Consider the following 21,862-nt stretch of genomic DNA (forward strand, 5'->3'; position numbering starts at 1 on the left):
CCTCTTTTTTTCTGCTATATTATTTTTTGATTTTTATTTCTTCCAAAATTGCCTTCACATTTTCCAAATTAACACTTTTTCCACTTTCCAAAAGTTTTTCTACGGCAATATCAATTTCCATGCCTTTTGCACCAGCAAAAAGTGCTAACGAACGAGCCTGTAGCTTCATGTGTCCGTGCTGTATTCCAGTTGTAACAAGTGCTTTTACTGCGGCAAAGTTTTGAGCGAGTCCTACTGATGTGATAATGCTTGCCAGTGTCCTTGCGTCAGGATTTCCTAAAATATTAAATGCGGCTTTTACGCTTGGGTTTAGTCCTATTGAGCCGCCTACACTTGCAATTGGCATTGGAAGGGTAAGTTCCCCTTTTAATTTATTTGTGCTTTCATCAAAAGTCCAAGTTGTAAGCCCTTCGTATTTGCCATTTTTCACAGCAAAGGTATTCCCCCCAGCTTCAATTGCACGCCAGTCGTTTCCAGTAGCGATTACTACAGCGTCAATTCCGTTGAAAATTCCTTTATTATGAGTTGCTGCACGATAAATATCAAGTTTTGCAAATTTACTCGCAAGTTCTATTTTTTTTGCAGTTTCAATAGACGTTTCCATTGAGCTGCTAAGAAGTTTTACATTTACTTCACATTCGGCTTTTACAAGAGATTCGGTTGCATAATTTGATAAAATTGCCATTAGGCTTTTTCCGTTTGTAATATTTTCAAGCGGCATTTTTATTGCCTCAAGCATTGTATTCAAAATATTTGCTCCCATAGCCTCCTTCACATCGGCAATCAGATAAACAATCAGAAATTCATCAATATTCTTCACTTCAATATTAATCGCACCACCACCACGGGCTACAATCGAAGGATGAGCATCATTTGCAATTTTTAAAATTTCATTTTTATTTTCCAAAATTATTGAAATAGCATTATCAAAGTCCAAAATATTATACAATGCAACTTGCCCAATCATTTTTCTGTCTAAAATTTTTGTCGTAAAACCGCCAGATTTTGCAATAATTTTAGCTGCGTAACTGCACCCTGCTACAACAGATGGTTCTTCTATAACCATTGGCACAGCATAATCCTTTTCATCAATAACAAAGTTTGGAGCAACGCTGAATGGCAAGGCAAATGTTCCGATTCCATTTTCAGCCATTTGATTTGCAGTTTCTAGTGGCAAGTTCTCGTTTTTTTTCAGAAGTTGTTCAAATTCTTCAGTTAAAAAGCCATTATCTTTTAACATCTGTATTCTTTCAGTACGTTCTTTTTTTTGAAATCCAAGCCAGTTTAATTTTTTTTGATTTTCCTTTTTCATATTTAAAATCAGTTCCTTCCGTTTTGAGTTTATAATAAAACTCAAGCAATTAAAAAATTGTCAAATTCTAATGCTTGAGTGAAAATATAGTTTAAATTTTAAGGTTTATAGCCAGTTTTATCTTTTTCTGTTATTTTTCTGATAGCTTTGCAAGGCACTCCTGCGGCAATTACATTATCTGGAATATCTTTTGTAACTACGCTTCCAGAGCCAATAATAGTGTTGTTTCCAATTGTAACTCCTTGATTAATGTGGACTCCCGCACCAATCCAGACATTATTCCCAATTTTTACAGGCTTGGCATAACATCCTCCGTTTATTCTTTCTTCTGCATCAATGCTGTGATTGGAAGTATAAATTCCTACTCTTGGACCAAAAAGAACATTATTTCCAATTTCAATTCCGCCACCATCAAGCATTACACAGTCAAAATTTGCATAAAAGTTATTTCCTATTGAAATATTAAATCCAAATTCACATCGGAATGTCGGCTCAAAGTGTACGTTTTTACCAATTGATTTTAAAAGATTTTTTAGGATAGCTTCTCTTTCTGATGTCGGTTTTCCAAAACTTTCATTATATTTATTTGTTAAAAAAACAGTATTTTCTCTAGCCTTTACAAGCTCTGGAGTTAAATCATTGTAAACTTTTCCTGATAAAATAAACTGCCGCTGTTCTTCTAAATTCATATTAATTAGCTCCTTTCAGAAATTTATTTTATTTTTTTGTAAATCCTTTTATGATTTTCCACTTTTTCCAATACAAACGCATTATCACTTTCCTGAATAAGTTTTCTATTTGAAAAATCGCAATTTCCTTCATTATCTAAAATTATTTTTTCAAAAAATAAATTTTCATATTCATTTATTGATAATTGTTTTCTATTGTCAAAATCGTTTAACCTATCATGCCTTAGATAATTTTTAAAGTCTTCTGCAAGGGTTAGATTAAAAAATTCACAAACAGCACCGCTTCCATAACTATACATTCCAATCTTGTCGCCAGCTTTCAAGTTATCACAGTTTTCCAGTAATGAAAGCAAACTTAGATAAAGAGAGCCTGTGTAGATATTTCCGACTCGTTTTCCATAAATTATTGAAGTATGAAATTTTTCCAAAAATTTATTTTTTACTTCTTTTTCAATATTTTTCTCTAAAAGTGAATTAATCGCTTTTAATCCAAGTTTTGGAAATGGTAAATGAAAACAGAAAGTATCAAAATCGGATAAATCTTGATTATATCTTTTTTTGTATTCATCAAATGTCGTTGCAAGGCAGTCAAGATACTGCTTTGTCGAAAAATGTCCGTCTACTATTGGGAAATCTGAATAGTTGGGACGCCAGAAATCCATAATATCACGGGTTTGGCATACATTTTCATCATTTATGACAGCAATTTTAGGGTCTTTTTTTATTATCATTGCGATACTTCCTGCCCCCTGTGTAGATTCTCCAGGAGTGTCAATTCCGTATTTTGCAATATCTGAAGCAATTACTAAAACAGAGGCATTTTCATTTTTTTCAATATAATTTTTTGCAAAGGTCAATGCGGCGGTTGCCCCATAGCAGGCTTCCTTAATCTCGATACATCGTGCAAATGGCTGAATGTCCAGCAGATGATGGATAAAAACAGCAGAAGCCTTGCTTTGATCAATTCCAGATTCTGTTCCGACAATAACCATTTCAATATTTTTTTTATCTTCTTCGTCTAAAATCTGTTCAGCAGCACTTGCCCCAAGCGACACAATATCATCCGTTACAGGTGCAATGCTCATCTCGCTTTGCATAAGACCTTTAACAAACTTATTTTCATTCTCATTTCTTCCAAGTGCTAGATCTCGTATATCTAAAAAGTATTTTGGCATTGCAAAACCAATTTTATCTATTCCAATTTTTATTTTTTCTTTTATTTTCATACAAATTTCGCCTTTCTAATTAATTATTTTTTGAAAGAATCTTTAAAAATGTTATTTTTGTTGTATTAAATTTTCTTTAATCATACATATTGTACTATAAAAAATTTTAAATATCAAATAATTATACACTTATTTTTTAAAAATCTTTTTAACAAAAATATAATTATAAATTGAAATATTTATTTTTTTCTTGCAGTTTTTTACAGTTATTGGTATAATAAGTTGAAATTATTTAACAATTTAAAGTTAATATGTATAATTATAGAAAGGGTGATAAGCATGAAAAAAATTATTTTAATTGCATTAACAGCTATTTCAGTAGTATCATTTGCTGATAATACAAAAAAGATTCTTGAGCAATACAGAAAGGAAGCTCTTATGGAGCAATCAAAAGTTGAAAAACAAGCGAAAGAAGTAAAACCTGAAAAAAAATCTAACAAAAAAATTACTTTTCAACCAGTTGATGAAGTTACAGAAGAAGTAGTAGTAGAGGAAGTTGTAGAAGATGTTGATGATGGTAGAACACATACTACTGAAGATGTAATTGAAAAAGTAAACTTTTATTTAAGAAATAATCCAGAAAAAAATGCAAAACTTCAAAGACGTTATAAAGCGGTTATTGGTAAAGACTAATTAAATTAAAGAAAGACACAAATTAGAAAGTGTCTTTTTTTCTTCTTTTTTTACTTTTGCTTTTAGAAATTTAATATTAAAAGAAGTTTTGTAGGTTAAAATTTTATAATTGTATAAAAAAATTAATTATAAAAAAACTTGATATAATATAGGTTATGTGCTATTATAATAATGCTACTTTAAAGCCAAAGTTAAAAGTTATAACTACTTTAAATAAACTAGATACATGTCAGTTTTGTTTAATTCATTTTTTCTGGGGTTTTTAAGTATAATTTTTAAAATAATAAACGAGAGGATTATATAATAATGAGTTTGGATAATTTTTCTGAGAAAAAAAGTACAGGTAGAACGCTTTTAATAATAGTAATTATAATAATAGTCTTATTTGCCTTTAAAAATAGAATTACAAGTTCGTTTACATTTCTTGATGGAATAACACAGGCAGTTAATTTTAGGCTAGTAAAAGTAAAAAGTATGCTTTATACTCAAGTTTTGAAATTGAAGTCCAGAGTTAATGACATCAGTTATATTGAAGATTATGTTGAAAATAATAAAACTAGGGATTTTGAATTGCAAAAAAATAAGGTTCAGAATATGGAACTTGCATATCTAAAACAAGAAAATGAAAAATTACGTCAAATGCTGGAAATGAGACAAAAAAATCCTGCTGAATTTATAGCTGCAGATGTGGCACTTGTAGAAAATGGAAATTCATCAGAAAAAATGTATATAAATAAAGGTACTTCACAAGGCATAAAAGTCAATTTGCCAGTAATGTATGATGGTTATCTTATTGGTAAAATTTCAAAAGTCAGTGAAGAATACTCAGAAGTTACTTTGTTGACAAGTAAATCTTCAAAATTAAGTGTAGTATTAAATGGTAATACTCAGCAAATTTTGCGTGGAAATGGAAATGGAACTTTTTCAGTACAAAACTTTAATGAAGGAAGTGTAACTAAAGATACAATTTTTAATATAGAAACTTCTGGTGTGAGTGATGTATTACCAAAAGGAATAAGAATTGGTACATTTAAAGTGACAGAGATAAATGCTTTTAATAAAATGAAAGAAATTAGATTTAAACCTAGCTTTAATATATTTGATATTCAAAGTGTGTTAGTTTACAAATGGAGCGTAAACGATGCTATTAATACACAAATACAAAATAAGGTAAAAGCAGAAGCAGAACAAGAAAATAAAGAAAATTCACAATCAAATTAAAGAAATTTGTATTAATATATAAAAAATAGCAATATAAAAAGGAGCTATAAAAAATCAAAAAGAGGTGAGTTTAGTTATGTTAAAACAATTAACATTGACAAAAAAAGTTATATTATTATTTTTATTGGTATCAGTTTTTTCTTTTTCTAAGGATTTTTGGGAAAAGAGCAGTTTTACGGTAAATGTTACTGAAGATGCTAATATTAATGGAACAAGAAGAAGCAAAAGCTATGTGATGGCATATAATTCAGGAACAATGAAGCTTACAATCACAGCACCAAGCATGAATAAAGGAGAAGTTTACACTTTTAGTGGAAGTAAAAAAACAATTTACTATCCAAAATTAAAACAGACTGTAACACAAAAAGTTGAAAAAAGTGAAGCAAATATACTGGGAGTATTTAATAAGCTACGTGGTATAACGTCTAAAAAAACACAAACTAAAAATGGAAACACTTTCACATTTTCAAGCAATTGGTTGACATCTATAAAAAGTAGTGGAACTACAGTGAACTTTAGTGATTATAAAACTTCAAATGGATATAGCTATCCAACAAAAATTTCTGTCTCAGACGGAAGTTCTCAAATAATTTATAGATTATCAAATTTCAAATAATTTAAAAAATTGAATTTTGAAATAAAAATGTGAAGTAGAGTATGAAAATAATAAAGACAAATTGTATTGTTTTAAAAAAAAAGGAAATGAAAGAAGCGGATTTATTAGTAACACTTTTTAGCAAAGAATACGGTAAAATAATGGCAACAGCCTATGGAATTCGTAAATCAAGAAAAAGAAATGTTGTTTCTTTAAATCCGCTAAATGAAGTTGAGATAACGCTTTCACAAAAAAATAATTTTTATGTGGTACAAGATGTAGAAATTTTAAAAAACTTTAAAAATATTCTAAAGAACATTGAAAAGTTGGAAATTTCATTGTATGTACTTGATAGTATAGATAAAATTTATTATATTACAGATGAAAATGGGGATTTTTTTGATAAGTTACTAGAAATATTGAGCTTTATTGATATTCTTCCATATATGAAAAGAGGATATAAATATTATGTTGTGTTATCATTTTTACGAAGAATAATGATAGAACAGGGTATTTATGATATTGAAGAGATTAGCTTAATAATGGAGAAGGAAAAAAAAGAAAATTTACAAAAATATAAAGAAATTTTGAAAATTGTAAGAAATAGTTCAGATATTCTTGATACTCAACAGAAATTAGAAGATTATGCTGATTTTTTGAGAAGAATGGTTATTATTTTTGAAAATTTTATAAATAAAAATTTACAAGTTGAAATAAAAATAAGGAAATTTATTATGGAGGAATTTTATGGAAGATAAAAATATTGCTGATTATATTAAGGTTGAAACAATAAATTTGAATTTAGAATCAAAAAATAAAAATGCAGTAATTAGAGAGTTGTACAACAATTTAAAACAAACAAATTTGATAAAAGATGAAGAACAAGGACTGAATGATATTTTTAAAAGAGAAGACATGGGATCAACTGGAATTGGTAAAAGAATAGCTTTACCGCATGCAAAGACAAAAGCTGTGGATGAGTTAATGATAACATTTGGAATTTCAAGAAATGGAATTTCATATAATTCAGTAGATGATGAGAATGTAAATATATTTTTTATGTTTTTATGTCCAGAAAATAAAACACGAGAATATTTAAAAGTTTTGGCAAGAATTTCTAGATTAATAAGAGAAGAAAAATTTGTTAATGATTTGTTGAAAGCAACTTCTAATCAAGAGATTCTGGAACTTATCATAAAAGAAGAAATTAGCAGTTAATTAAACTAAAACAAGTAAGTAAATTCCAGCTTCATTTTTTAGTAAACAGTAAAATTTCTTTAGACTAAATGAAAGAATTAAACTTTAAATTTCTAAATGTTGTTTTTTAGAGCTTGATAGATATTCTAAAAATATTTTAATATTTAGAAAAGATAGGGGGAATTTATGAGATGTCCATTTTGTGGTTATGAAAATACAAAAGTTGTCGATAGTCGTGTTTATTTTGAAGGAAATTCAATAAAACGACGACGTGAGTGTGAAAAATGTGGAAAAAGATTTACAACTCATGAAAAAGTGGTTGAATTATCACTTTTTGTAATAAAGAAAAATGGAGAAAAACAGGCATATTCACGTGAAAAAGTTTATAATGGAATTATTAGAGCATTTAAAAAAAGAGATATTGAGAATGAAAAAATTGAAGAAACATTGGATAAAATTGAACGTGAAATTTTAACAGATTATTCTGGTGAAATAAAATCTAGTGAGCTGGGTGACAAAATACTTTCATATTTAATTGATTTGGATGAAATTGCCTATGTTAGATTTGCGTCTGTTTATAAAAAATTTGATAGTTTAGATAGTTTTGTAAAAGAAATTGAAAAAATAAGAAAGAACAAAAAAAAATAAATTAAAAATTTTGAAAAGGAGAAGGCATGAAAAAACTTATTGTTGTTGGAAATATTATATTTATATGTTTAGTTGTATATTTCATTGGTCAAAGTGTAAAAGTATTTTTAGGAAAGCCTGGCATGCAAAAAAAGTTGGAAACAGCAAATAATGAAATAAAAGAGCTTACTGATAAGAAAAATAAATTATTGGAACAAGCAAAAAATTCTAATGATGATGACAATACCGATAAATTTGCAAGAAATAATTTGAATTTAAAGAAAAAAGGAGAAGAAACTTATAAAATTGTTGACTAAGATTCTAAATAGTTAATTTTATAAGTCTATAGAACAATGAACAATTTTAATAATACCAAACAATTAAAAGAGAAATTAGAAAAATGTAAAATAGAAGATGACAGAAATAAATATATTTTTAGGGCAAACTTAAAATATGTGCTTTCATCATCTATTTTTTTTATAATAATTGCATTTATTGCAGGATATTCATTATATAAAGGAATTACAGGTATAGAAAAACTTACGCCATTAAAAATAGCTTTTATAGTAATTTTATTTGGGTATGTTCTTATCGCTTCTTTTCTTTTGTTTAAATTTAAAATTACAATTGAAAACAATGAAATAGTTTTAAAAAATATGCAAATTAAAATGGAAGATATTGAAAGTGCAACTGTCAAAATTATTAAAGTCAGTGCAAGCAAAGTCGATAAATTTTTGGAAATAATAACAAAAGATAAAAAGAGAATACAAATTAGATTAAATATAAGTAATGAATTATTATTTTTTAAATTATTACAAAATCAAATTGGAGAGAAACTGGATATTTAAATATAATTTATAAATTAGAATAATGTTAATTAAATTATAAGTATGTTTAATTTTAAGAAGTTATAAGTATAATTTGAAATTTTAGAAAGGAATGATTAAAATGAAAAAAATAATTTTAATAATTAATATATTTTTGTGCAGTTTTATTTTTGCAGATGATAGTTCATTAAAAAAAGCACTTGTAAAAGTTTATGCAGCTCATCAGATGTATAATTATGCCTCACCTTGGCAAAATGGGCAAGATTACAATTCAACAGCAACAGGTTTTATAATTGATGGAAATAGAATTATTACAAATGCTCATGCTGTACTAAATGAAAAATTTTTACAAGTTAGAAAAGAAGGTGATTCACGAAAATATAAAGCAAGTGTAAAATTTGTATCAGAAGAATATGATTTGGCGATGATTGATGTGGAGGATAAATCATTTTTTAATGGAACAACCTCGTTAAAATTAGGTAAATTACCACAAATTCAGGAAAATTTAACAGTTTACGGATACCCGCTTGGAGGTGACAAGCTTAGTACAACTAGAGGAATAGTTTCAAGAATGGAGCATAATACGTATACATTAACAAATCAGAAATTTTTGATTGGACAGACTGATGCAGCTATTAACAGTGGAAACAGTGGTGGACCAGTTTTGAGTAATAACAGAGTTGTAGGTGTTGCTTTTGCTGGACTTACACAAGCTGATAATATTGGGTATTTTATTCCTGTTAATATACTTGAAAACTTTCTTGATGATGTAAGAGATGGAAATTATGATGGACCACCAAAACTAGGAGTACAATGGGGAAAACTAGAAAGTACGTCGCAACGTCAGATGTTAGGATTAAAAAATGATTCAAAGGGTATCATTATAAAAAAAGTGTTTACAAATTCACCATTTTATGGAATTTTACAACGAAATGATGTATTATTAAAATTAGATGGGCAAGATATTGAATCAGATGGAACAATTGAGTTCCGTAGAAATGAAAAAACAGACTTTAATTTTATAAATCAGGAAAAAAAATATGGACAAAGTTTGAGTTATGAAATTATAAGGGATAAAAAGGTTCAAAAAGGGCAAGTTACATTAAAGAAAACAGATATAAAATATAGTGTCGTAAAAAGTATAAAATTGCAGGATGCACCATCGTATTATGTCTACGGAGGGTTAATATTTGAACCACTTACAACAAACTATATTACAGCACTTTCCCAATCTCGTCCGACAAACACACTTGCTGCAATTTATGATAGAGAAGAATTGTTTAAGGATTATAACGGATTGGTAATATTAGTGAGAGTTTTGCCATTTGATGTGAACCTTGGATATTCTGATTTGGAAAATAAAATAATTACGAAAGTTAATGGAAAAAAATATAAGGATTTTGATGATTTTGTACAAAAAGTTAAAAGTACAAATAGTGAATTTATTGTTTTTGAAGATGAGGATAGTAATGAAATAGTACTGGATGTAGCAAAAGTTAATGCTCAGAAATCAGAATTGATGGAAAATTATAATATTTCACGTGAAATGTCAAGTGATATAAAATAAAAAAATATTTATTCATATGAAAGGAGAAAAAATAAAATATGGTTGAATTTTTTATTGCATTTAGGCATGTTGTTGAAAGGAAATTTCAAAGTATATTTTCTGTGCTTGGAGTTGCTATTGCTGTAACAGTATTTATTGTTTCACTTACTGTTTCAAACGGACTTGAAAAAAATATGATTAATTCATTGCTTACAATGAGTCCCCATATTTTGATAAAAAATAAGAAAAAAACTTTTTTTCAAGATTATAATCAAATTGTAGATAATATAAAAAAAATACAAGGTGTAAAAGCTGTTATTCCACAAATTAATAGTCAATCGATAATAAAATTTGAAGGCTTTGCAAAAGGAGTTCTTGCTGATGGAATTAGTCCTGAAAATGTAAAACATGGACTAAATTTGAAAATAGTTGAAGGAAATGATAATATTGCAGAGCTTAATTCAGTTCTGATTGGAGAACAGTTAGCATATGAAATGAGATTAAAAGTTGGACAGGAAATAAGTCTTGTGTCTGCTGAAAATAAAGAAATAAAATTAATTGTAAGGGGAATTTTTAAAACTGGTTTTTTAGATTATGATTCAAATCTTATTGTTGTTCCATTGGAAACTATGCAAATTTTAGCAGAACAAGATAAAGCTGCAACGGAAATAGGAATTAAAGTTGAAAGTCCACAAAAAGTGGAAACAATATTAAACCAAGTGAGAAATATAGTTAATCAGGAAGAATACAGTACAATAAGTTGGAAAACAATTAATCAGAATCTTTTGAAGGCAGTACAGTTTGAAAAATTTGTATTAATTGCGATTTTAAGTCTACTTCTTGTTATAGCAAGTTTTGCTGTATCGGTAATTTTAAATATGATTGTCCGAGAAAAAATAAAAGATATAGGTATTTTAAAATCAATTGGATATACAAATAAAAATATTCGTAGAATTTTTACAATAGAAGGGCTAATAATCGGAGTTTTTGGAATGATTATGGCAAGCGGATTATCGCCACTTGTATTGATAGGACTAAAAATTTTATTTAAGGAATATATGAAAGGTGGAACCTATTACTTAGAAGAATTGCCATTGTATATTTCTCAAAAGGAACTTTTAATTATTTATGGAGTAACATTTGTAGTTGTATTTCTATCAACAATTTTTCCGGCAGCCAGAGCAGCCAGATTAAAACCTGTGGAGGCGTTAAAATATGAATAAAATAATAGAATTGAAAAATGTTAATAAAATTTATAAGACAAAAGTTGAAAACATTCATATATTAAAAAATATAAATTTAGCCTTTAACAAAGGGGATTTTATTTCGATTCAAGGCAAATCAGGAAATGGAAAAACAACACTTCTGAATATACTGGGACTTTTGGATGAACCAACTGATGGAGAAATCTATATTGGAGGAGAGAAAATCCATTATAAGAATGAAAAAGCCAAAACTGCAATAAGAAATCAAAAAATAGGTTTTGTATTCCAATTTCATTATCTTTTAAATGAGTTTACAGCACTTGAAAATGTTATGATGCCTGCACTTGTTAATAAAAATATGAGCAGGAATGAAGCACAAAAGAAAGCCAAGGAACTACTTGCACTTGTTGGTCTTGCAAAACGTTTAAAACATAAACCTATGGAGCTTTCAGGTGGTGAAAAACAGCGTGTAGCGATAGCAAGAGCTATGATTAACGATCCTGATATAATACTGGCTGATGAGCCAACAGGAAATCTGGATACAGAAACAAGTAATATGATAAATGAACTATTTATGAAAATAAATCAAGAAAGAAACCAGTCTATAATAATAGTTACTCACAGTTTGGAACTAGCAAATCTGGCTTCTTACAAATATAAAATTGAAAATGGCGAATTTAATATGATTTTACCAACAATACAATTTTAGGAAAATTTACTAATGAAAAAAGAAAAAATTTATCTGCATTACGATATGGATGCTTTCTTTGCGGCAATTGAGCAAAGGGATAATAGGGAACTTAGGGGAAAACCTATCGCAATAGGACATGGAGTTGTGACAACGGCAAGCTATGAAGCCAGAAAATATGGAGTAAAATCTGCGATGCCAACAGTTCAGGCTAAACGGCTATGTCCAAATCTTATTGTTGTAAGCCTTAGAAAAGGTGTTTATTTTGAAGAAGGCAGAAGAATACAGGGATTAATAAAAAAAGTCTTGAAAAAATGCGAATTTACTTCTGTTGATGAAGGTTATATTGATATTACAGAGTTTATTTGGAATAAAAATACAAGACTTGATAAAAGAGATGAAATTTTAAAAATTGAAAGATTTATAAAAAAATTTAAAAAGTATATTTATGATAATTCAAGACTTACTTGCTCAGTTGGGATAGGTTTTAGCAAGATAAGTGCTAAAATCGCAAGTGATATTAATAAGCCAAATGGTTATTTTATATTTAGGAACTGTGAACATTTTTTAGATTATATTTATAATAAAGAGCTTGGAATAATTCCAGGAATTGGAAGAAAGACAAGGGAAGTATTAAAATTATTTAATATAACAAATGTCTTTCAGCTTTATGAAATTGAGAAAAATGAATTAATCAGAAGATTTGGGGAAAGCAAAGGGGAGTATCTGTATAATTCTGTTCGTGGCTTACATTCTTCTGAGATAAATACAGACAGAAAAAGACAGTCTTATGGACACGAAGTAACTTTTCATCAGAATGAAAATGATATTTTGGCATTGCATGCTGAATTAAAAAAACAGTCTGAAAGATTGAGCAGCAAACTTATTGAAAACAATGAATTTGCCAAAACAGTTACAATAAAAATCCGATATTCCAATTTTGCAACACACACTCGCTCAAAAACGTTGAAAAGTGCAACGAACGATGTAAACGGAATATATAAGGCAGCTCTTGAAAATCTGGAATTTTTTGAAAAAAAGAATGAAGTACGGCTTATTGGAATACAGTTAAGCTCGATTTTGAAAAGCAATGTAGTTCAGTTGTCGTTTGACGATTTAAAATAAATTATTAATATATTTTAATAATAAAATTATTTAAGATGGGAAGTGGAACAAATGATTTTAAGTGAAAAAGAAATATTAAGTTATATTGATGAAGTAAATCTTTTGATGGAAAAAGCATACGTGCCGTATTCTAAATTTCCTGTTGCTGCGTTATTAATTGATGATAATGGAAACAAGCATAAAGGAGTTAATGTTGAAAATGCTTCTTTTGGACTTACTCTTTGTGCTGAACGTAATGCAATAACAACAGCAATTACTGGGAACATGAAAAAAATAAAGTTACTTGTTATAACAGGAAATACACCTGAGCCAATTAGTCCGTGTGGAGCATGTAGACAGGTAATAAAAGAATTTTCAGATAAAGACACAGTTATTATTTTGACAAATAAAAATAGAAAATATAGAATTACTTCGTTAGATGAATTGTTGCCATATTCGTTTGGACCAGAAGATTTGTAAAAGTTAAATAACAAACAAAATTTTTATTGAATTATTTTGAAGAATAATATTGAAATTTTCTTAAAATAAGGTATAATTATTATGAGAGGAGAAGGTAAAAATACCTATTTTTATAAATCTTCATTATATTATTTTTTGAAATTTATTTTAAAAATATTACATTTTTTATTAGTTTTTACTTGCAAACTTAAAAAAATAGGTTATAATATAATTGGAAATAACGTGTGTTATATAAAATTATTAAGGAGTGATTTTTTATGAAAAAGTTTATACTAAAAAAAATGTTTCTAGTTTCAATTTTATCTATGGGTTTTAGTGCTATCTCAATGGGAGCTGCATTTGTGACTTCGTCAAAAGATAATGCAATTAACATAAGACAATCTGCAACTACAGATTCTAAAGTTGTTGAAACTATTACAAATGGACACATACTAGAAAGCAATGAAAAATCTGGTGAATGGCATAAAGTAACGTATTATAACGATGAAATTAAAAAATCTTTTACTGGTTACATTCACAATAGTCAATTAAAAGAAATTGTAGGAAAGCTTACTATAACTTCAAGCGAAGGATACAGTAATATAAGAGAAAAACCAACAACAAAGTCTACAATTAAAACTAAACTAAAAACTGGACAGACAGTTTACGCGATAAGCAAAACAGATGATGACTGGTATTATATTAGATACAACGGAAATCAATATGGGTATATTTACAGTAACCAGGTAGCTAAAAAATAGATTTTTAAACAACTAAATAAAAAATGGCAGGAAATATTAACAAATATAATCCTGCTATTTTTATATCAAATAATTTATAGTAAAACTGCTTTAAAACCAAACTCAAAAGCTATAACTATTTTACTTAAATCCTAAATTTATATAATTTTTAATAGTTTCATTTTAAATAGATTCGAGTATATTTGAAAAATAAAGTTACACAATAACTTAACTATACATTTCATTTAGTCTTGCTTCAACAGTTTCGTCATTTAGATAATCATCATATTCCATTTCTTTTTCTAAAATTCCTTTTGGAGTGATTTCAATGATTTTATTTGCAATTGTCTGAATAAATTCGTGGTCGTGCGTTGTAAATAAAATTGTTCCATCAAATCTTTCTAGTGATTTATTAAGCGATGTAATTGCTTCAAGATCCAAGTGATCTGTTGGGTTGTCTAATAATAGGACATTTGCGTTGGATAGCATCATTTTTGAAAGCATACAACGAACTTTTTCCCCTCCAGAAAGAACTTTGGCTTTTTTTCTTGCCTCTTCTCCTGAGAATAGCATTCTTCCTAAGAATCCGCGTACATATTCTTCGTGCTGATCAGTCGAAAACTGTCTTAACCAGTCAATTAGCGATAAATCTACATTTTCAAAATATGCTGAGTTGTCTTTTGGGAAATAGCTTTGTGAAGTTGTAACTCCCCACTCAACAGTTCCTGAATCTGGTTCTAATTCTCCAGCTAGAATTTGGAAAAGAGTAGTCTTTGCAATGTCATTTTTTGATAAAATAACAACTTTGTCCCCAGTATTTATCGTAAAGGAAATGTTGTTAAGAACTTTTTCGCCATCAACAGTTTTGGTTAAGTTTTCAACTTTTAACATATTGTTTCCAGCTTCTCTTTCAGGCTTGAACTCAATGTATGGATATTTTCTGTTAGAAACCTGCATATCTTCAAATTGTAATTTTTCCAGCTGTTTCTTACGGCTTGTAGCCTGCTTTGATTTTGAGGCGTTGGCAGAGAAACGTGCAATAAAGTCTTGCAATTCCTTTTTCTTTTGTTCCATTTTCTTATTCTGATTTCTGATTAATTCTTGCATTAATTGATTTGATTCATACCAGAAATCGTAGTTTCCAACAAACATTTTAATTTTTCCGTAATCAATATCAGCAATATGAGTACAAACTTTGTTTAAAAAGTGTCTATCATGCGAAACTACAAGTACAGTTGTGTTTTCCAAGTCCATTAGAAAATCTTCTAACCATTTTACTGCGTGCAAGTCAAGTCCATTTGTAGGCTCATCTAATAATAAAATGTCAGGATTTCCAAAAATAGCTTGTGCAAGCAATACTTTTACTTTTTCTGGTTCTGTTAATTCTTTCATAAGTTTGTGATGCAGTTCAGCAGGAATTCCTAAACCAATAAGGAATTTTTCAGCATTTGTTTCGGCTTCCCAGCCATCTAGCTCTGCAAATTCTCCCTCAAGTTCAGCCGCCAAATTTCCGTCTTCTTCTGTAAATTCGGTTTTTGCATATAAAGCATTTTTTTGCATCATAATATCGTATAATTTTGCGTGTCCCATCATTACTACATTTAACACTTCTTCATCTTCGTAAGCAAAGTGATCCTGTTTTAGAAATGATAGTCTTTTATTTTTTTCTACAATAACTTCTCCAGAAGTAGAATCAAGTTCTCCAGTTAACACTTTCAAAAAAGTTGATTTTCCAGCTCCATTCGGTCCAATAATACCGTAACAGTTTCCTTCTGTAAATTTAATATTTACTTCATCAAAAAGTTTTCGTCCACCAAACTGGACAGATAAATTACTTGTTGAAATCAAAAAATTTCCTCCTTAAATATTTATAATTTATCTATATTATATCAAAAATTTTCACTAAAAACAAAATAAATTTATTTAAAACCTTTATTTTTTTCAAAATAATTGGTAAAATATACAAAAGAAAAAAATTGAAAATGATAGAATGGGGAAACTTATGAACAAGACAAATTTTCATACTCACAATTACCGATGTGAACATGCCGTTGGAAATGTGGAAGATTATGTAAAAGTTGCAATTAGGGAAGGTTATACTGAACTTGGAATCTCAGATCACGCTCCAATGTCTGAATATTATGAAAATAATAGAATGAAAGAAGAAGATTTTGACGGATATTTGAAGGAAATAGAAGAAGCTCAGGAAAAATACGGAGATAAGATTAAGATTTATAAATCATTAGAAATCGAATATTTTCCAGAATTTATTGAAAAATATGATAAATATAGAGAAAAATTGGATTATCTTGTTTTAGGGTTGCATGCCTTTAGAAAAGACGGAGATAGTACAAATTATAATGCTTGGAAGATACAGACAGGAGAAGATGTTCTGGCGTATGCTAAATTTATGGTGGAAGCTATAGAAAGTGGAAAATTTGGCTACATTGCACATCCAGATTTGTATGTAATAAATTATCGAACTTGGGATGAAAGTTGTAAAAAAGCAGCACATATGATTGCAAAAGCGGCAGAAAAAATGGATGTACCACTTGAAGTGAATGCAAACGGAATAAGAAAAACATTTGAAAGACATCCAGACTGGGATAGATACATGTATCCGTACAAGGAATTTTGGGAAATTGTGAAGCAGTATAATGTTAGAACGATAATCGGTTCAGATGCACACGATTTTAACAGGATGGAAGACAGGGAGATGGAAATTGCGAGAGAGTTTGCGAAGGAAATTGGGCTAAATGTAATTGAGAGTATTTTTTAAATAAAAGGAAAATAAACTTTAGGAGGTAAAAATGGATAATACTTTTAGATTTTTAAAAGGTGCAAAAATGATACATCCTACCACAGGGATAACTTTGGAGTATTTAGATAAATCTGATGCAGTTTGTTTTGTGTTATTTAACGAAACAAAAGAAAAAGTAATTTTAGTGAAACAGTTCAGACCAGGGCCAAAAAATTATGAAATTGAAGTTTGTGCTGGGCTAATTGATGGTAATGAGGAGCCTAGAGTGGCTGCATTTAGAGAGTTGAAAGAGGAAACTGGGTATTTAGAAAAAGATGTGACAGACATTGAAGAAATGCCACAAGGACTGTATGTATCGCCAGGATACACTACTGAAAGATTGTATTTTTTCAGTGCGAGACTAAAATCTGATGATATTAAACCAATAGAGCAGTCACTTGATCATGGGGAAGAAGTGGAAGTAGTATGGGTTAATGTGAAGGATATTACAAAAATGTCAACTGATATGAAAACAATATTGGCGGTAACGTATTTTCAAGATAAAAAATAATTTTTAGGTAAGTAAAAATTTACGAAGGGAGGATAGTATGAACAAATTTTATCTGCCACTACCTGTCATAATATTGATTTTTTATATAGTTTATACAGTTTTTGCAATAACTATGAGAAAAATCAAATTTAACGTGGAAAATTTAGAAGAACTAGACGGAGAATTTATATTTACTTTTATAAAAAGAATAAAAAAGAAAGAAATTTATTTTAATATTGATGAAGTAAAAATATGTCTTTTAACAAGAATACTTATTCAGAAAGGAACTTTTAGAACGATAAACTTCAATATATATCTGAATGACGGATATAGTCTAAGATTGAGAAAAAAAAGAGAATGTCTGCTATTCCTACAAGTATGCAGGGAGAAAAGAGAAGATTTGTATCAAAAAATTTTGAGTATGATACCTGCAGAAACAACAGTCGTTTCAATTATTGAAAAGGAACTGGATAATTTTAAGCGATAAAAATAAATTAGGAAAGGGAGAAAAGATGAATCTGTGGAATTTTTTTAAAAGAAAGAAAAAAACAAAATCAGGAATATGTTTTTCAAAAGAAAAGTCAAAAGAAGAACTTGTAAAAAACTTTTTGGAAATTAATGCTGATAAAATTGAAACAATTACGACAGAGACTGGAGAAGAATTAACTGGAAATACCAGTAAATTTTTTCTTTATTTAAAGGATGGGAGAAAAGTTACAGTATTAATAAATCCAAAGCGTGATTTTCTTCTTAAACAGCAAATAGGACTTGAAATATTTTTGGAAAAATTAAAGTCAGAAACTTTTAAAAATATAGATGAGAAAGAGCTTTTTGAGTATAACAGTCTGTTTGTAATTTTTGAAGCAGTAAGTAAAGAAGAAGAGAAAGAAAATGGGAAATTATTAGATCAACTGGCAGTTTTTTTAGGGGAATTCTATAAATTTATTATACAAAAAAATTTGAAACATTATCACTATAATAGAAAAAGAATGGTTCAGAATAATGAAAAATGGGAGATTTCAGACTTTATTCCACCCCTTTCAGATAAAATGTTCTTTGAATATGAAATAGAAATGACTGACAATGATGCCGAAAGAATGAAAAAAAATATTGAAATTTTGAGAGAAAACGGTCTTCCTTATGATGAAAAAATGGAAGTGAGCATCTCTGAAAAAGATGTAAAGATATATAAAAAATGGGATATTATAAGAAGAATTGTAGCAATAGTAGTAACACGCCTTGCTGCAGAAACATATCTTGAGAAAAAAGAAAATGGTAAAAAAGAGTTGGCTGCAATGGTAGATGTTTTTGAAGAAAAGTACCAGTTTAAGCAAGTTTTATCAGAGCGTGAAAAAGATTTTATTGAAAATTTAAGTGAGGATAAGGATTTGAATGCAGAGTTTTATTTTAGACTTGAGTCAGCAAAAATGCTACTATGGGTTTTATCAATTATAGATATTGAATTTCAGGATTTTAATACATTTTGTGATATTTCAATTTTAATAAATGGAATAAAAAATGAAAATTTAAAATCATTTGCAAGAAAATGTGAGATTCGTTCCAAAAATAAAATTATGGATATGCTTGACTATATATATAGGTTAAACTGGGCAAATGTTGAAATAAAAATGAATGGGTATGAAAGAATTGTAAATGAAAGTATTTTATATTTTAGTAGGTTGGCAGTGGAATGGGTAGTTCAGGATGGAAAAAGTATGGATGATATTGTAATTCATACATAAAAAAACTTATTGCTAGATTATTTTGAAACCATTAAAAAAACAGGCTTAAATAAAATAATTTTAAAAATTATTTGACAATGGAAATTAAAAATGCTAATATAAAAATGTAAGATTTATAAAGATTTTTTTAAGTTAATAAATTTGTAATTATATGTATAGAAGGAGAAAAAATACAATGAAAAAAATCGCAATTTTAACAAGTGGAGGAGATTCACAAGGTATGAATACAGCGATAAGAGCTGTCACTAAAGCTGCAATAAACAAAGGAATGGAAGTTTATGGTATAAGAAGAGGATACAAAGGTATGCTTGAAGATCAAATTTTTCCATTGACATTGTTAGATGTAAGTGGAATTGCTGATAAAGGTGGGACAATTTTATTATCAGCCAGATTGCCAGAGTTTAAAGATCCTGAAGTTAGAGCAAAAGCGGCGGCTAATTTGAAAAAACATGGAATAGACGGACTAGTTGTAATTGGAGGAGATGGTTCATTCCATGGAGCACATTATTTGTATGAAGAACATGGAATTAAAACAATTGGAATACCAGGGACTATTGATAATGACGTAGCTGGAACAGACTATACAGTTGGTTATGATACAGCATTAAATATTATATTAGACGCTATCTCAAAATTGAAAGATACTGCTACTTCTCACGAAAGAACATATTTAGTAGAAGTAATGGGAAGAAACTGTGGAGATTTGGCTCTTTATGCTGCAATAGCAGGAGGAGCAAGTGGAGTTATGATTCCAGAAACTCAAACATCTATTGATAAAATATCAGAAGTAATTAAAAAAAGACGTGAAGAAGGTAAATTATATGATATAATCGTTGTTGCTGAAGGTGTAGGAGATGTTATGAAAATTAAAGATGAGTTAGCCAAAAAAGTTGATACAAGCATAAGAGTTACTATTTTAGGACATATACAAAGAGGTGGAGCACCTACTGCATTTGATAGAATTTTAGCAACAAGATTAGGAGTAAGAGCTGTTGAGCTTATTGAAGAAGGACAAGGTGGATTAATGGTTGGAATTCAAAGTGAAGAAGTAACAACTCATAAATTATCTTACGCTTGGGAAAATTATTCAAAAGCATCTGTTGCCGATTATGCAATAGCAAACATATTATCATTATAATTGTTAATGAAAGACTGATTTTTTTAAAATAAATGAAATTTCTTACACAAAGTGAGAATTCATTGATAATAAGGCAATGAAATTTTAAATCAAATTTTAGGAGGAAAAATGAAAATTAAAATGACTAAAGTTGTTTGTACCATTGGTCCAAAAACTGAAAGTGCTGAAATGTTAACAAAGTTAGTGGAAAGTGGAATGAACGTAATGAGATTAAACTTTTCACATGGTGATTTTGAAGAACATGGAGCAAGAATTAAAAATATTAGAGAAGTAATGAAAAAAACAGGTAGAGAAGTAGGAATTTTATTAGATACTAAAGGGCCTGAAATCAGAACTGGTAAATTAGAAGATGGAAAAGATGTATTATTAGAAACTGGTAAAAAAGTAACAATTACTACAGACTATACTTTTGTTGGAAATGCTGAAAAATTTGCAGTTTCTTATCCTGGAATTGTTGATGACTTATATGAAGGAACAACAGTTTTATTGGATGATGGTTTAGTTGGATTAAAAGTTGAAAGTGTTGATAAAGCAGCTGGAGAAGTTCACTGTGTTGTTACAAACACTGGAGAATTAGGAGAAACTAAAGGTGTAAACTTGCCAGATGTTTCAGTTGGATTGCCAGCGTTGGCTGAGAAAGATATTGCTGACTTGAAATTTGGTTGTGAACAAGGTGTTGACTTTGTAGCAGCTTCATTTATAAGAAAAGCATCTGACGTTGCTGAAGTAAGAAAAGTGTTAGATGATAATGGTGGAAAAAATATCCATATTATCTCAAAAATCGAAAGCCAAGAAGGTGTCGATAACTTTGATGAAATCTTGGAATTAAGTGATGCAATCATGGTTGCTAGAGGAGATCTAGGAGTAGAAGTACCTGCTGAAGAAGTTCCGTTTATGCAAAAAATGATGATTAGAAAATGTAACAAAGCTGGGAAACCAGTTATTACAGCAACACAAATGTTAGATTCAATGATAAGAAACCCACGTCCTACAAGAGCAGAAGCTGGAGACGTTGCTAACGCTATCTTAGATGGTACAGATGCAGTTATGTTATCAGGAGAATCTGCAAAAGGTAAATATCCAGTGGAAGCTGTTAAAATGATGGCAACTATCTCAAAAAGAACAGACGAATTTAAAAAATTCAAAACTATCGAAACTCCAGATGGATCAGAAATTACTGTTACAGAAGCAATTTCAAGTGGTGCAGTAAGTACTTCTCATGCATTGGATGCTAAATTAATCGTATGTTGGACAAAAACTGGTAGAGCACCAAGAATGATTAGAAAATATGGACCAACTGTACCAATTATCGCGTTGACTGACAACGAACAAACTGCTAGACAATTGGCACTAGTAAGAGGAGTTAGAGCTTACGTAGCAAAAGGATTAGATAAAACAGATGATTTCTTCGCAAAAGCAAGAGAAATTGCAGCTAACCATGAAGAAGCTAAAAAAGGTGATTTAGTGGTAATGGTAACTGGAATTTCTAAAGAAGGAACAACTAATACATTTAGAGTAGAAAGAGTTGGAGAATAATTAAAAATCTGATTATTTAACCATACTACACACAACAAGCAATTATAAATATTTTATGAGGGAAACGGTCTTATGCCTTTCCCTCTG

At 29.1% G+C, this 21,862-nt stretch carries 24 protein-coding genes; 20 read left to right on the top strand and 4 right to left on the bottom strand.

Annotated elements, in window-relative coordinates; all coding sequences use genetic code 11:
• Positions 1-19: 19 nt before the first annotated feature.
• The 3 genes from BQ5344_RS06485 to BQ5344_RS06495 form a co-directional block, all read right to left on the bottom strand.
• Positions 20-1,312 carry a hydroxymethylglutaryl-CoA reductase, degradative gene (locus BQ5344_RS06485; RefSeq protein WP_071124640.1) on the bottom strand — a complete coding sequence of 431 codons (1,293 nt, stop codon included), beginning with the start codon at positions 1,310-1,312 and terminating at the stop codon, positions 20-22.
• Between the two features lie 98 nt (positions 1,313-1,410).
• On the bottom strand, positions 1,411-2,001 hold the full coding sequence (locus tag BQ5344_RS06490) for a sugar O-acetyltransferase (protein WP_071124641.1): 591 nt from the start codon (positions 1,999-2,001) through the stop codon (positions 1,411-1,413).
• 23 nt (positions 2,002-2,024) lie between these two features.
• The gene (locus tag BQ5344_RS06495) at positions 2,025-3,227 is read right to left on the bottom strand and encodes a hydroxymethylglutaryl-CoA synthase (protein ID WP_235846127.1); all 1,203 of its coding nucleotides are present in this window, start codon (positions 3,225-3,227) and stop codon (positions 2,025-2,027) included.
• A gap of 279 nt (positions 3,228-3,506) precedes the next feature.
• Here BQ5344_RS06495 and BQ5344_RS06500 point away from each other — a divergent pair, with 279 nt between their 5' ends.
• From BQ5344_RS06500 to BQ5344_RS06565, 14 genes are all read left to right on the top strand, one after another.
• Positions 3,507-3,860 (top strand): hypothetical protein, encoded by a 354-nt coding sequence (locus BQ5344_RS06500; protein ID WP_071124642.1) that lies wholly within the window; start codon positions 3,507-3,509, stop codon positions 3,858-3,860.
• A gap of 306 nt (positions 3,861-4,166) precedes the next feature.
• Positions 4,167-5,081 (top strand): rod shape-determining protein MreC, encoded by a 915-nt coding sequence (gene mreC / locus BQ5344_RS06505; RefSeq protein WP_071124643.1) that lies wholly within the window; start codon positions 4,167-4,169, stop codon positions 5,079-5,081.
• 76 nt (positions 5,082-5,157) lie between these two features.
• Positions 5,158-5,697 carry a hypothetical protein gene (locus tag BQ5344_RS06510; RefSeq protein ID WP_071124644.1) on the top strand — a complete coding sequence of 180 codons (540 nt, stop codon included), beginning with the start codon at positions 5,158-5,160 and terminating at the stop codon, positions 5,695-5,697.
• A 41-nt stretch (positions 5,698-5,738) separates the two neighbouring features.
• Positions 5,739-6,434: a DNA repair protein RecO gene (gene recO, locus BQ5344_RS06515; protein WP_021769314.1), complete on the top strand. Its 696-nt coding sequence runs from the start codon at positions 5,739-5,741 to the stop codon at positions 6,432-6,434.
• A complete protein-coding gene (locus BQ5344_RS06520) occupies positions 6,424-6,894 on the top strand; it encodes a PTS sugar transporter subunit IIA (protein ID WP_071124645.1) in 471 nt (156 codons plus the stop codon). The genes recO and BQ5344_RS06520 overlap by 11 nt, the downstream gene beginning before the upstream one ends.
• Before the next feature lie 165 nt (positions 6,895-7,059).
• Positions 7,060-7,521: a transcriptional regulator NrdR gene (gene nrdR, locus BQ5344_RS06525; protein ID WP_071124646.1), complete on the top strand. Its 462-nt coding sequence runs from the start codon at positions 7,060-7,062 to the stop codon at positions 7,519-7,521.
• Between the two features lie 26 nt (positions 7,522-7,547).
• A complete protein-coding gene (locus tag BQ5344_RS06530) occupies positions 7,548-7,817 on the top strand; it encodes an FtsB family cell division protein (RefSeq protein ID WP_021769317.1) in 270 nt (89 codons plus the stop codon).
• A gap of 36 nt (positions 7,818-7,853) precedes the next feature.
• Positions 7,854-8,348: a hypothetical protein gene (locus tag BQ5344_RS06535; RefSeq protein WP_071124647.1), complete on the top strand. Its 495-nt coding sequence runs from the start codon at positions 7,854-7,856 to the stop codon at positions 8,346-8,348.
• Between the two features lie 100 nt (positions 8,349-8,448).
• The gene (locus BQ5344_RS06540) at positions 8,449-9,894 is read left to right on the top strand and encodes a S1C family serine protease (protein ID WP_071124648.1); all 1,446 of its coding nucleotides are present in this window, start codon (positions 8,449-8,451) and stop codon (positions 9,892-9,894) included.
• A 38-nt stretch (positions 9,895-9,932) separates the two neighbouring features.
• Positions 9,933-11,096, top strand: coding sequence for an ABC transporter permease (locus BQ5344_RS06545; RefSeq protein ID WP_071124649.1), 1,164 nt, complete (start codon positions 9,933-9,935; stop codon positions 11,094-11,096).
• Entirely contained in the window at positions 11,089-11,787 is a 699-nt protein-coding gene (locus BQ5344_RS06550; protein WP_021769321.1) for an ABC transporter ATP-binding protein, read from the top strand. Before BQ5344_RS06545 ends, BQ5344_RS06550 begins: the two co-directional genes overlap by 8 nt.
• Positions 11,788-11,799: 12 nt before the next feature.
• A complete protein-coding gene (gene dinB, locus BQ5344_RS06555; RefSeq protein WP_071124650.1) occupies positions 11,800-12,891 on the top strand; it encodes a DNA polymerase IV in 1,092 nt (363 codons plus the stop codon).
• A gap of 51 nt (positions 12,892-12,942) precedes the next feature.
• Positions 12,943-13,350 (top strand): cytidine deaminase, encoded by a 408-nt coding sequence (cdd, locus tag BQ5344_RS06560; protein ID WP_071124651.1) that lies wholly within the window; start codon positions 12,943-12,945, stop codon positions 13,348-13,350.
• Positions 13,351-13,607: 257 nt separating this feature from the next.
• On the top strand, positions 13,608-14,090 hold the full coding sequence (locus BQ5344_RS06565; protein WP_021769324.1) for an SH3 domain-containing protein: 483 nt from the start codon (positions 13,608-13,610) through the stop codon (positions 14,088-14,090).
• Between the two features lie 207 nt (positions 14,091-14,297).
• Here the strand turns inward: BQ5344_RS06565 and BQ5344_RS06570 are convergent, their stop codons facing one another.
• Entirely contained in the window at positions 14,298-15,917 is a 1,620-nt protein-coding gene (locus BQ5344_RS06570; RefSeq protein ID WP_071124652.1) for an ABC-F family ATP-binding cassette domain-containing protein, read from the bottom strand.
• A 154-nt stretch (positions 15,918-16,071) separates the two neighbouring features.
• Here BQ5344_RS06570 and BQ5344_RS06575 point away from each other — a divergent pair, with 154 nt between their 5' ends.
• From BQ5344_RS06575 to pykF, 6 genes are all read left to right on the top strand, one after another.
• On the top strand, positions 16,072-16,848 hold the full coding sequence (locus BQ5344_RS06575; RefSeq protein ID WP_071124653.1) for a histidinol-phosphatase: 777 nt from the start codon (positions 16,072-16,074) through the stop codon (positions 16,846-16,848).
• Between the two features lie 31 nt (positions 16,849-16,879).
• Entirely contained in the window at positions 16,880-17,380 is a 501-nt protein-coding gene (locus BQ5344_RS06580) for an NUDIX hydrolase (protein ID WP_071124654.1), read from the top strand.
• Positions 17,381-17,417: 37 nt separating this feature from the next.
• On the top strand, positions 17,418-17,846 hold the full coding sequence (locus tag BQ5344_RS06585) for a hypothetical protein (protein WP_021769329.1): 429 nt from the start codon (positions 17,418-17,420) through the stop codon (positions 17,844-17,846).
• A 25-nt stretch (positions 17,847-17,871) separates the two neighbouring features.
• Positions 17,872-19,101 (top strand): DUF4272 domain-containing protein, encoded by a 1,230-nt coding sequence (locus BQ5344_RS06590; RefSeq protein WP_071124655.1) that lies wholly within the window; start codon positions 17,872-17,874, stop codon positions 19,099-19,101.
• 175 nt (positions 19,102-19,276) lie between these two features.
• A complete protein-coding gene (gene pfkA / locus BQ5344_RS06595) occupies positions 19,277-20,239 on the top strand; it encodes a 6-phosphofructokinase (RefSeq protein WP_021769331.1) in 963 nt (320 codons plus the stop codon).
• 108 nt (positions 20,240-20,347) lie between these two features.
• On the top strand, positions 20,348-21,775 hold the full coding sequence (gene pykF, locus BQ5344_RS06600) for a pyruvate kinase PykF (RefSeq protein WP_021769332.1): 1,428 nt from the start codon (positions 20,348-20,350) through the stop codon (positions 21,773-21,775).
• The last annotated feature ends 87 nt before the right edge of the window (positions 21,776-21,862 follow it).

This window comes from Leptotrichia massiliensis (genome assembly GCF_900104625.1).
Taxonomy (GTDB): Bacteria; Fusobacteriota; Fusobacteriia; order Fusobacteriales; family Leptotrichiaceae; genus Leptotrichia; species Leptotrichia massiliensis.

What these genes read in the sequence shown, in the direction of transcription:
- BQ5344_RS06575 (WP_071124653.1), top strand. Translation starts at nt 16,072, where the DNA reads ATGAACAAGACAAATTTTCATACTCACAATTACCGATGTGAACATGCC.
- BQ5344_RS06530 (WP_021769317.1), top strand. Translation starts at nt 7,548, where the DNA reads ATGAAAAAACTTATTGTTGTTGGAAATATTATATTTATATGTTTAGTT.
- BQ5344_RS06520 (WP_071124645.1), top strand. Translation starts at nt 6,424, where the DNA reads ATGGAAGATAAAAATATTGCTGATTATATTAAGGTTGAAACAATAAAT.
- BQ5344_RS06540 (WP_071124648.1), top strand. Translation starts at nt 8,449, where the DNA reads ATGAAAAAAATAATTTTAATAATTAATATATTTTTGTGCAGTTTTATT.
- nrdR (WP_071124646.1), top strand. Translation starts at nt 7,060, where the DNA reads ATGAGATGTCCATTTTGTGGTTATGAAAATACAAAAGTTGTCGATAGT.
- BQ5344_RS06535 (WP_071124647.1), top strand. Translation starts at nt 7,854, where the DNA reads ATGAACAATTTTAATAATACCAAACAATTAAAAGAGAAATTAGAAAAA.
- recO (WP_021769314.1), top strand. Translation starts at nt 5,739, where the DNA reads ATGAAAATAATAAAGACAAATTGTATTGTTTTAAAAAAAAAGGAAATG.
- BQ5344_RS06550 (WP_021769321.1), top strand. Translation starts at nt 11,089, where the DNA reads ATGAATAAAATAATAGAATTGAAAAATGTTAATAAAATTTATAAGACA.
- BQ5344_RS06585 (WP_021769329.1), top strand. Translation starts at nt 17,418, where the DNA reads ATGAACAAATTTTATCTGCCACTACCTGTCATAATATTGATTTTTTAT.
- cdd (WP_071124651.1), top strand. Translation starts at nt 12,943, where the DNA reads ATGATTTTAAGTGAAAAAGAAATATTAAGTTATATTGATGAAGTAAAT.
- BQ5344_RS06580 (WP_071124654.1), top strand. Translation starts at nt 16,880, where the DNA reads ATGGATAATACTTTTAGATTTTTAAAAGGTGCAAAAATGATACATCCT.
- dinB (WP_071124650.1), top strand. Translation starts at nt 11,800, where the DNA reads ATGAAAAAAGAAAAAATTTATCTGCATTACGATATGGATGCTTTCTTT.
- BQ5344_RS06490 (WP_071124641.1), bottom strand. Translation starts at nt 2,001, where the DNA reads ATGAATTTAGAAGAACAGCGGCAGTTTATTTTATCAGGAAAAGTTTAC.
- pykF (WP_021769332.1), top strand. Translation starts at nt 20,348, where the DNA reads ATGAAAATTAAAATGACTAAAGTTGTTTGTACCATTGGTCCAAAAACT.
- mreC (WP_071124643.1), top strand. Translation starts at nt 4,167, where the DNA reads ATGAGTTTGGATAATTTTTCTGAGAAAAAAAGTACAGGTAGAACGCTT.
- BQ5344_RS06510 (WP_071124644.1), top strand. Translation starts at nt 5,158, where the DNA reads ATGTTAAAACAATTAACATTGACAAAAAAAGTTATATTATTATTTTTA.
- BQ5344_RS06495 (WP_235846127.1), bottom strand. Translation starts at nt 3,227, where the DNA reads ATGAAAATAAAAGAAAAAATAAAAATTGGAATAGATAAAATTGGTTTT.
- BQ5344_RS06545 (WP_071124649.1), top strand. Translation starts at nt 9,933, where the DNA reads ATGGTTGAATTTTTTATTGCATTTAGGCATGTTGTTGAAAGGAAATTT.
- BQ5344_RS06500 (WP_071124642.1), top strand. Translation starts at nt 3,507, where the DNA reads ATGAAAAAAATTATTTTAATTGCATTAACAGCTATTTCAGTAGTATCA.
- BQ5344_RS06590 (WP_071124655.1), top strand. Translation starts at nt 17,872, where the DNA reads ATGAATCTGTGGAATTTTTTTAAAAGAAAGAAAAAAACAAAATCAGGA.
- BQ5344_RS06485 (WP_071124640.1), bottom strand. Translation starts at nt 1,312, where the DNA reads ATGAAAAAGGAAAATCAAAAAAAATTAAACTGGCTTGGATTTCAAAAA.
- BQ5344_RS06565 (WP_021769324.1), top strand. Translation starts at nt 13,608, where the DNA reads ATGAAAAAGTTTATACTAAAAAAAATGTTTCTAGTTTCAATTTTATCT.
- pfkA (WP_021769331.1), top strand. Translation starts at nt 19,277, where the DNA reads ATGAAAAAAATCGCAATTTTAACAAGTGGAGGAGATTCACAAGGTATG.